Origin of the sequence: Pacificibacter maritimus (assembly GCF_003814915.1) — a bacterium.
GTDB classification, from domain to species: domain Bacteria; phylum Pseudomonadota; class Alphaproteobacteria; order Rhodobacterales; family Rhodobacteraceae; genus Celeribacter; species Celeribacter maritimus.
In genome coordinates this window covers 62,397-72,140 of the sequence record NZ_RKQK01000006.1, presented here as the reverse complement: position 1 = coordinate 72,140, position 9,744 = coordinate 62,397, and the positions used below count along the sequence as shown (strand labels likewise).

Below are 9,744 nucleotides of genomic sequence, written 5' to 3'. Positions count from 1 at the left end.
GTTGCAATCGACCAAATCGAACGCAACTAAGTCGAATTAAGTTTCCTCCCTCCCGAAAGGCGGTCCATATGGGCCGCCTTTTTCTTTTGCGGGGGTATGGTGGGTGATCAATGCGCATAGTTCAAAACTGCTGCATTGACTGCGCAAACTATTTCTTTCGTCCACTGAATTGGGCCATTTGAGGCGATGCAAAGCTTGATTTAAAGTAGTCGAGCAACAGGGTCATCGCAGGTGAAAACTCTGTTCCTTTTCGCCACGCAATGCCCACATCCATCGTCGGGGTTTCGATGTCGGTTGAAATGGTTTCAAGCCGTTTTCCTTCCAAAGACCAAGGTCGATACACCATGTCAGATAGGATCGTAACGCCGTGACCATTCGCAACCATCGATCTAGTGGCCTCAACAGATGAGGTGCGTATTTTTGTTTTAGGGCGAAAGTTTGTTTTGCCCCAATACTTCATTGTGGTGTGTGCCGCTTCGTCAACCGTAAGCATGATGTAATCTTCTTCGGCGATTTCTTCGAAACTTGCCTTACCTTTTTCAAGAAAGCGGTGTCCGTTTGGCACCCAAAGCCTGCGCGATGATTTCAATAGGGTTTCAAATTCTAGGTCTGGGTTGTGCAGGTTCGAGGTCAGAACCATCGCTAGATCAAACCTGTTTGACAGCAAGCCGTCTTCAATACTTTCGCGATTAAGTTCGCTGATCTGAATGTCCAAGCCAGGATGCAGATTGGCGAGGCGTTCGATGTGAAACGGCAAAAAATATCCAAGCACAGTATAGGTCGCGGCCAACGTGATTGTGCCGCCAACATCTGAGCGGCGCTTGGTGAGTTTCTTTGCCTCTTCCACCTTTTCCAAAATATCGCGCGAAGCGGCCAGAAATTCGCGCCCCGAATCGGTCAACTCCATCCCTTGTGGTGAGCGAACAAACAAATCGGCGTCGACAATTGCCTCTAGTTCCTTGATCGCCCCCGTAACTGAAGATTGCGAGATCGATAAAACTGTCGCAGCGCGGCTGACTTGGCCAAGTTCAGCCGTTGCTACGAAATATTTTAAGTGACGTAAGTTCATACAAGTCGTTCCCTGTAATGCCTAATGATTGATCATCGAAAAAAGTGATACCGAAAATCGCCCCCTAAATCGTAGAATTATGAAACTTATATAAAACAATAGTTTAAAGCGCCTGTCTTTGGATTTTAATATCAGAAAAACTGATAGTAAAGCTTCGGATAAAAGAATTTCCAATTCGGAACGGTTTTTGTGAACCTGATTTTAGCTTTAAACAGGGATACAAAACATGAAAGAGATCGTCGACCTTAACTGCGACATGGGTGAAGGATTTGGCCAATGGACGCTAGGTGAAGCGCCAGATGAAGCCATCATGGCCCTCATTAGCTCAGCCAATATCGCGGCGGGTTTTCACGCAGGGGATCCCAATTCAATGGACCGCGTGGTGCGTTTGGCGCAAACTTATGGTGTCGGTCTTGGGGCTCATCCTGGATACAATGATTTGCAGGGCTTTGGGCGTCGCTACATTAAAACCAATTCTGACGAGTTGGTGAATGACATTATATATCAGGTCGGCGCCATCCGTGAATTTGGGCGTCGTTACGGTATCAGTCTGCAACACGTAAAACCGCATGGCGCCCTATATATGGAAGCGGCTGTGAATGAAGAATTGTCCGAAAAGATTGTTGATGCCCTTGGCAAAACATGCGGTACGGCGATTATTTTTTGCATGGGGGTTTCTAAAACCTACGAAGTTGCCAAACGGCTTGGGCACCCAGTTGCACGAGAATTTTATGCTGATCGTGATTATGATAATTCTGGATCCATTGTTTTCGCACGGCGGGTGTCACGGCCAAAGCCAGATGAAATCGCAGCCAAATGCGTGCGCGCTTGCAAAGAAGGCGTTGTGAAAACGGTAGATGGCGAAGACATCCCAATCGAATTTGAATCAATTTGTTTTCATTCCGATACGCCCGGTGCTTTGGATATAGGCAAAGCTATACGGGCAGGATTGACCGAAGCTGGCATCACAATCGCACCTGCAGCCAATGTGCTCGGGCTATAATACAATCAAGGAGAACCAACATGGCACAAGTCCTTTCCCCCCTCCCTGGGACTTTCTACACAAAACCCTCGCCAGAGGCAGAGGTCTTTAAATCCGAAGGCGCTGCGGTGGCTGTCGGCGACACAATTGCATTGGTCGAAGTGATGAAAACCTTCATCGAGATCAAATCAGAAATCGCAGGAACCTTCACATCCTATCTCATCGAAGACGGCACGCCAGTTCAAGCGGGCCAAGCACTTGCAGAAGTGGCAGGCTAATATGACCATCCAACGTCTTTTCATTGCAAATCGTGGCGAGATCGCCGTGCGTATTATCAAGGCGGCTAAGTGTTTGGGTATTAGAACTATTCAAGCATATTCAGAAGCTGATGCGAATATGTTGGCGGTTCAGATGGCGGACGAATCCGTGTGCATCGGGGCTGCGCAGGCATCGGAATCCTATCTCAATATAGCTGGCGTTGTGGCGGCAGCGATTGAAGCATCTGCGGATGCTGTTCACCCTGGTTACGGTTTTCTGTCTGAAAGCCCAGAATTTGCGCGTGCCGTCGAAGATGCTGGCCTAAAATTTGTTGGACCAAGCGCAGATACGATCGAACGGATGGGCGATAAAGTCTCTGCACGTCAAGCTGCCCAAGCGGCGGGTGTCCCTGTTGTGCCTGGCTCAAAGGGGCGCATAGAATCTGTGGATGAAGCGGTCGAGGTCGCAGCCAAAATTGGCTATCCTGTGATGGTAAAGGCAGCGGCTGGTGGTGGTGGCAAGGGCATTCGAATTGCGGATACCGAAGACGAATTGCGGAGCTTGGCGCCCCAAGCACAACAAGAAGCGGCCGCCGCATTTGGTGACGGAGGGCTGTATGTAGAAAGAGCAATTAAATCCCCGCGACATATCGAAGTCCAGATAGTAGGGGATGGCAACAAAGCAGTTCATTTTTATGAACGCGAATGTTCGATCCAGCGCCGTCGCCAAAAAGTTTGGGAAGAAGCTGGCGCAGATTGTCTTGATGAGGAGACCCGTGAAAACCTGTGTATGGCGGCTGTCGCTTTGGCTGAATCGGTCAGCTATCGCGGCGCCGGCACGCTTGAATATCTTTATGACGAGACGACCAAAGAATTCTTTTTCATCGAAATGAACACGCGTATTCAGGTCGAACACCCTGTGACCGAAATGATCACGGGCGTGGATCTGGTGCAAGAAATGATCCGCGTGAGTGGTGGCGCGCCTTTAAGTCTGACCCAAGACCAGATCACAAAGACAGGCCATGCGATTGAAGTGCGCCTGAACGCCGAAGACCCTTTTTTGCATTTCATGCCGTGGCCAGGAAAGGTCGAAGGCCTGAAAATCCCTGTTGGGGATGGCATCCGCTTTGATCACTTCATGTATGAAGGCTATCAAATTCCACCCTTTTACGACTCTTTAATTGGCAAATTGATTGTTCATGGCACGGATCGCGCCGATGCGATTGCTAAAATGGCGTCAGCCTTAGAAGGTCTTGAAATCAAGGGGATAAAAACAACCATTCCTTTGCACAAAGCACTGGCTGCCGATGCCTGTGTGGCGTCTGGCGATTTCCACACCCAGTGGCTTGAACCATGGCTTGATGCTGGAAACCTGTAACCTTAAAACACGTGAGGAAAGCCCGATGAAAACCAGATATACATTCGGAGGCGACGAGCACGTCTATGTTGAAATAGATGATGAAATGTCCCTCGACGCGTTTTTCAAATCTCTGTCCATGAGCAATGCTGTGCGCGATGCCAAGATTGAAGGCGTCACGGAAATTTGCCCCGCAAATGCGTCATTTCAGGTGCGCTTTGACCCCGATGTGATTTCGCCGAATGAAATCATGGCCAAGGTGATGGAACTTGAACACAAAGCTGAATCAGCTGAAAAGCGTTTGACGACACGGATTGTTGAAATTCCTGTCTATTACAAAGACCCTTGGACACATGAAACATTGATGCGTTTTCGCGAACGTCATCAAGATCCAAGTGGCACGGATCTTGATTATGCGGCTAAGATCAATGGGTTTGAAAATGCCGATGATTTCATCGAGGCACACCATTCTCAACCTTGGTTTGTTTCAATGGTCGGGTTTGTGGCAGGATTGCCGTTTTTGTATCAACTTGTCGAACGCGAAAAACAGTTGCAGGTGCCTAAATATCTAAGCCCGCGCACTGATACGCCCAAGCAAACAGTCGGATATGGGGGGTGTTTTTCCTGCATCTATTCTGTGCGCGGCGCAGGTGGCTATCAAATGTTTGGCGTCACGCCGATGCCGATCTACGACCCAGAACAAAAAGTCGCGCACCTCAAAGACTTCATGGTGTTTTTCAAGCCTGGTGACATCGTGAAATGGAAACCGATTGATCGCACGGAATATGACGAAATTCTCGCAGCGGTCGAAGATGGCACCTATGTGCCGCGTATCGCTGAAGTTGAATTCGATCTTGATGATTTCAACGCCGACATGAGCGGCACAAATGCGAAGATGTTGGAGGCCCTCAATGACGCTTAAAATCAAAAACCCTGGACTGGCGACCTCTATCCAAGACCTTGGACGCATTGGATACTTTCACTTGGGCATACCTATTGGGGGGGCGATGGATCGCTATGCCTTGCGTGCAGCAAATATGCTGGTGGGCAATGACGAAGGTGCGGCCTGTCTCGAAGCGGTCTTTATGGGGCCTGAAATTGAATTCACTGAAACCGCCACTGTGGCGGTGACGGGTGCGGAATTGCCAATCAAAGTGGACGGTGAAATCCAAGACTCATGGTCGTCCTTTGTGGTGAAAGCGGGGCAAACACTGAGCTTTGGCTTTCTTCAATCAGGTGCACGGATTTACATCGCTGTCAGCGGCGGAATCACCACTCCAGAAGCTTTGGGAAGCCGTTCGACCTATCCGATTGGTGCTTTAGGCGGCGTCGAAGGGCGCGCGATTCAAGCGGGCGATGAGTTGCCCACAGGTGGAACACAAGGCGCTGGTGCAGGGCGCACAGTTGCGGACTCTTTGCGCCGTAAACCAGACACCCCTGCCCGTTTACGTGTTCTTCCAGGTCTCTATTGGCATCGCCTAACCGATGAAGCTGGCGCTGCGTTTTTTGAAGACGAATGGAAAGTGGCCCCCGAAGCAGACCGTATGGGATACCGTTTCAAAGGCGGACGTCCTCTTGAATTTGTGGATCGCGAACAGCCCTTTGGCGCAGGTGCCGATCCATCGAATATCGTGGACGGGTGCTATTCTTACGGTTCAATCCAAGTGCCCGGTGGTACAGAACCTATTGTTTTGCACCGCGATGCGGTTTCTGGCGGTGGCTATTTCACCCTTGGTGCAATCATTTCAGCTGATATGGATTTGATTGGTCAATTGCAACCACATACCCCTGTGAAATTCGAAAAAGTTGATATGGATCAGTCACTTGCTGCCCGTAGAGACCGCAAAGCGATGCTGGAAAGAATAAGACAAGATCTCAGTTAACAGGTCAAACACCGATAAAACGCGCAAAACCGCACCCAATGGAAGCCACTGACATGCAGGTCGGAACAATGAAACGCGACCTAAAATCAGCAGGCGCCCTCAGCTTTGTCTGAAGCGGTCTGGGTTTACTTGTTCAAAGGGTCTGCTTTGGGTTCAAGCCACCCCTGCGGTTTTCTGTGATCTTTTCCGTATTCAACACCTAACTCCCAGGATGTTGGACTTGCGGGCCGGTTTGGGCCTCTTCCCTCCGGCCCGTCTTTTTTTGCGGACAAAAATGGCAATATAAAAACGTTTCACGGGAACTTCAAAGTGCTGTTCCTCAATGACCCAACAGCATCCTTTCGCGAAGGTGCGAAGGTTGGGCATTTCTCGCCTCGCTTGCCCCGATATCAGTCCTGTCCACAAAGCGCGCCACTTTTTCGCCTCTTTGGTCATATCGATTCCGTTGACTTAACAGACAGACTTTGCGTCGAGCTGACCAACGGCGATGTCTTGCATTTGCGCGCCTCTGGTAATGCGCCAGAATTTCATATCTATGCGCAATCTGGCTCAGAAGGCCGCGCTTGGCAGATTGTCGCGCAAACCAAACAGGCTGTGGCCACGACCTTGAGTTAGCGCGGCGGTTATCGTCTTTTCTTTAACCGTCAGAATGCTTACGATATCATTTGCAACATATTGCGGCGCATCACTATTTTAATCACGACCCTGTTTCCAAGGACGGTCACTGTTATGAAGATTGAACAAACCACATTACCTGGTGTTTTTGAAATCACACCGCCAAGGGTTATGGATCATCGTGGTTTTTTCAGTGAAAGTTGGAACAAATCCAAACTTGAATCCCATGGCTTGATCTTACCAGAATTCGTGCAAGACAACCATTCGATGTCGCGTGATATCGGCACCGTGCGCGGGATGCATTTTCAAGCGCCGCCGCATGCGCAAGGCAAACTTATTCGCTGCGGACGCGGGGCTATTTTTGATGTCGCCGTCGATATTCGCAAGGGTTCGCCCACATTTGGCCAATGGATTGGTCGCGAGTTGTCGTTCGAAAACGGACTACAACTGTGGGTGCCGTCTGGATTTTTACATGGGTTTATGACGCTTCAATCAGACAGTGAAGTCATATACAAATGCACGGATTACTACGCGCCACAATGCGATGGCGTTGTAAAATGGGACAGTTGCGGCATCGACTGGCCGATTGGCAACATACCGCCAGTGCTTTCTGAAAAAGATGAAATCGCGCAGTCCCTCGCAGATTTTGACACGCCATTCACATACGGTACAACACCCGAGTTGAGTGATGGTTATTAATATGGAGTCTACACTATGAAACTACTTGTGACAGGCGGCGCTGGCTTTATCGGGTCCGCCGTGGTGCGCCAAGCAATTGCCCGTGGCCATCACGTTGTGAACCTCGATGCCCTGACCTACGCGGCCTGTTTAGACAATGTGGCTTCGGTATCCGACAGTCCGCTTTATGCGTTTGAGCACGTCGATATTCGTGATCGTGCAGCTTTAGACACTGTTTTTGAAAAACATAAGCCAGACGCAGTTATGCATTTGGCCGCTGAAAGCCATGTTGATCGCTCAATTGATGGGCCTTCTGATTTTGTTGAAACCAACATCACTGGCACCTTTCACATGTTAGAAGCGGCGCGTGCCTATTGGACCAAATCAGGCAAGCCCGATACATTTCGGTTTCACCATATTTCAACTGATGAAGTGTTTGGATCGTTGCCAAATGATCCTGAGCAGCTGTTCACAGAAGACACATCCTATGATCCTCGCAGCCCGTATTCTGCGTCAAAAGCTGCATCAGATCACTTGGTCCGCGCTTGGCATGAAACATACGGCTTGCCAGTGGTCCTGACAAACTGTTCCAACAATTACGGCCCTTTTCACTTCCCCGAAAAGCTGATCCCCGTTGTGATTTTGAACGCTCTGGCGGGCAAGGAACTGCCCATTTATGGCGATGGATCGAACATTCGCGATTGGCTTTACGTTGAAGATCACGCTGATGCTTTGCTGTTGGTGGTTGATAAAGGTGAACTTGGCCGATCCTACAATGTGGGTGGTGAAAACGAACGGACCAATCTGGAATTGGTGCAGACGCTGTGCAAGATTTTGGATGAAAAACGACCCAAATCCAGCGGAAGTTACGCAGACCAGATTACATTTGTTACAGATCGCCCAGGCCATGACGCGCGCTATGCGATTGATCCAAAACGCCTGCGCGATGAGCTTGGTTGGCGCCCATCAGTGACCGTGGAACAGGGGCTTGAGAAAACCGTACAGTGGTACTTGGACAACGAAACATGGTGGCGCGCCTTGCAAAACCGGAGTGGTGTTGGCGCACGCTTGGGTACAGGATAATCCGCATCGCGGGGGATCTGCCTAGGCAGCAAATGGATTGGACGTTATCAGTATGACCACCCTTGTTTTTGGCTCTACAGGGCAATTGGCGATCGAGCTACAGCGCCAATTGCCTGACGCGACCTTTTTGGGTCGTGAGCATGTTGATTTAACCAATCCTCACACCTGTGCGGATGCTATCCGTAGACATGAACCCGATGTTGTTATCAACGCCGCCGCCTACACGGCGGTGGATAGCGCGGAAGATGATGAAGCTACAGCTGCACTGGTTAACGGCGCGGCACCCGCAGAAATGGCAAGCGCCAGCGCTGAACTCGACATTCCCTTGGTACATGTTTCAACGGATTACGTCTTTGATGGCGCAGGCAACACGCCCTTTCACCCCGATCACCCTACAGCGCCACTCTGCGCCTACGGGCGTACGAAATTAGCAGGCGAAGACGGCATTCGTGCCGCAGGGTCACGTCACGCAATTTTGCGAACCTCTTGGATGTTCTCCGCCCACGGCAAAAACTTTGTCAAAACCATTTTGCGACTAACGCAAACAAGCAACGCTCTGAATGTGGTGGCCGATCAAATCGGAGGGCCGACCTCAGCCTGTTCAGTGGCAAAGGCCTGTATTGAGATCGCAGAGCAACTTAAAACACGCGCTGATGTGCCACAATTTGGCACCTATCATTTCTCAGGACGCGAGGATGTCAGCTGGGCGGACTTTGCGCGTGCTGTTTTTGATCATTCTGGGCGCAAAGTCACCGTGACTGATATCCCCGCAAGCGCCTATCCAACACCTGCAACGCGTCCCCATAACTCACGACTTGATTGCACAACGCTACACACAAACTTTGGCATCGCACGCCCCGACTGGGCCGTGGATTTGGCTGATGTACTAAAAGAATTGGAGATCACTCAATGACCCAACGCAAAGGCATTATCTTGGCTGGCGGATCAGGCACACGCCTATATCCGCTGACCATGGCCATTTCAAAACAGTTAATGCCGATCTACGACAAGCCGATGATCTATTACCCAATTTCGGTTTTGATGTTGTCAGGTATTCGCGAAATTGCCGTGATCACAACGCCTGAAGATCAGTCCCAATTTAAACGCCTTTTGGGCGATGGCAGCCAATGGGGTGTCTCTTTTACCTACATCGAACAGCCCTCGCCTGATGGTTTGGCGCAGGCCTATATCTTGGCGGAAGACTTCTTAGATGGTGCCCCTTCTGCGATGGTTTTGGGCGACAATATTTTCTTTGGCCATGGTTTGCCAGAAATGCTGCAAGCGGCCGACAGCAAAGCCGATGGGGGCACTGTGTTTGGATACCATGTGGCCGACCCTGAACGCTACGGTGTGGTCAAATTTGACACAGATGGCACGGTAGAACAGATCATCGAAAAGCCAGATGTACCGCCATCAAATTACGCCGTTACAGGTCTGTATTTTCTAGACGGAGACGCCCCGCGTCGTGCCAAACAAATCAAACCATCACAGCGCGGTGAGGTCGAAATCGTCACCCTGCTTGAAACATATTTGGCCGATGGCACTCTTACCGTTGAACGGATGGGACGTGGCTATGCTTGGCTTGATACAGGCACCCATGGATCCCTTTTGGATGCTGGGAACTTTGTGCGCACCTTGTCAAAACGCCAAGGGATGCAATCGGGTTGCCCTGAAGAAATCGCATATCACTCGGGATGGATTGATGCCGATACGTTACGCAAACATGCCGATACGTTTAAGAAAACCGATTACGGTAAGTATCTGAAAAGTTTGATATAAAAAGTCGACAAAAGAACGGATGGCGCTTGTTATCTAGCGCC

Annotated in this window: 11 protein-coding genes; 10 read left to right on the top strand and 1 reads right to left on the bottom strand. The window is 50.1% G+C overall.

Features of this window, described 5'->3' with window-relative positions; genetic code table 11:
* Positions 1 to 148: 148 nt before the first annotated feature.
* A complete protein-coding gene (locus EDD53_RS14645) occupies positions 149 to 1,069 on the bottom strand; it encodes a LysR family transcriptional regulator (protein ID WP_123794313.1) in 921 nt (306 codons plus the stop codon).
* Between the two features lie 226 nt (positions 1,070 to 1,295).
* Between EDD53_RS14645 and EDD53_RS14640 the strand changes: the two genes are divergently transcribed.
* The 10 genes from EDD53_RS14640 to rfbA all read left to right on the top strand — a co-directional run bounded on the left by EDD53_RS14640 (position 1,296) and on the right by rfbA (position 9,703).
* On the top strand, positions 1,296 to 2,072 hold the full coding sequence (locus EDD53_RS14640; protein WP_123794312.1) for a 5-oxoprolinase subunit PxpA: 777 nt from the start codon (positions 1,296 to 1,298) through the stop codon (positions 2,070 to 2,072).
* A gap of 20 nt (positions 2,073 to 2,092) precedes the next feature.
* Positions 2,093 to 2,329 carry an acetyl-CoA carboxylase gene (locus tag EDD53_RS14635; RefSeq protein WP_123794311.1) on the top strand — a complete coding sequence of 79 codons (237 nt, stop codon included), beginning with the start codon at positions 2,093 to 2,095 and terminating at the stop codon, positions 2,327 to 2,329.
* A gap of 1 nt (position 2,330) precedes the next feature.
* Positions 2,331 to 3,686 carry an acetyl-CoA carboxylase biotin carboxylase subunit gene (locus EDD53_RS14630; protein WP_123794310.1) on the top strand — a complete coding sequence of 452 codons (1,356 nt, stop codon included), beginning with the start codon at positions 2,331 to 2,333 and terminating at the stop codon, positions 3,684 to 3,686.
* 25 nt (positions 3,687 to 3,711) lie between these two features.
* Positions 3,712 to 4,587 carry a 5-oxoprolinase subunit B family protein gene (locus EDD53_RS14625; protein ID WP_123794309.1) on the top strand — a complete coding sequence of 292 codons (876 nt, stop codon included), beginning with the start codon at positions 3,712 to 3,714 and terminating at the stop codon, positions 4,585 to 4,587.
* Positions 4,577 to 5,548 carry a 5-oxoprolinase subunit C family protein gene (locus EDD53_RS14620; RefSeq protein ID WP_123794308.1) on the top strand — a complete coding sequence of 324 codons (972 nt, stop codon included), beginning with the start codon at positions 4,577 to 4,579 and terminating at the stop codon, positions 5,546 to 5,548. The genes EDD53_RS14625 and EDD53_RS14620 overlap by 11 nt, the downstream gene beginning before the upstream one ends.
* Before the next feature lie 309 nt (positions 5,549 to 5,857).
* Positions 5,858 to 6,163 carry a hypothetical protein gene (locus EDD53_RS14615; protein ID WP_123794307.1) on the top strand — a complete coding sequence of 102 codons (306 nt, stop codon included), beginning with the start codon at positions 5,858 to 5,860 and terminating at the stop codon, positions 6,161 to 6,163.
* Between the two features lie 114 nt (positions 6,164 to 6,277).
* Positions 6,278 to 6,862 carry a dTDP-4-dehydrorhamnose 3,5-epimerase gene (gene rfbC, locus EDD53_RS14610; protein ID WP_123794306.1) on the top strand — a complete coding sequence of 195 codons (585 nt, stop codon included), beginning with the start codon at positions 6,278 to 6,280 and terminating at the stop codon, positions 6,860 to 6,862.
* Positions 6,863 to 6,877: 15 nt separating this feature from the next.
* Positions 6,878 to 7,924 (top strand): dTDP-glucose 4,6-dehydratase, encoded by a 1,047-nt coding sequence (gene rfbB, locus EDD53_RS14605; RefSeq protein WP_123794305.1) that lies wholly within the window; start codon positions 6,878 to 6,880, stop codon positions 7,922 to 7,924.
* A 52-nt stretch (positions 7,925 to 7,976) separates the two neighbouring features.
* Positions 7,977 to 8,837, top strand: coding sequence for a dTDP-4-dehydrorhamnose reductase (rfbD, locus tag EDD53_RS14600; RefSeq protein ID WP_123794304.1), 861 nt, complete (start codon positions 7,977 to 7,979; stop codon positions 8,835 to 8,837).
* Complete coding sequence (gene rfbA / locus EDD53_RS14595) at positions 8,834 to 9,703, top strand: glucose-1-phosphate thymidylyltransferase RfbA (RefSeq protein WP_123794303.1); 870 nt, start codon at positions 8,834 to 8,836, stop codon at positions 9,701 to 9,703. The genes rfbD and rfbA overlap by 4 nt, the downstream gene beginning before the upstream one ends.
* Positions 9,704 to 9,744: the final 41 nt, after the last annotated feature.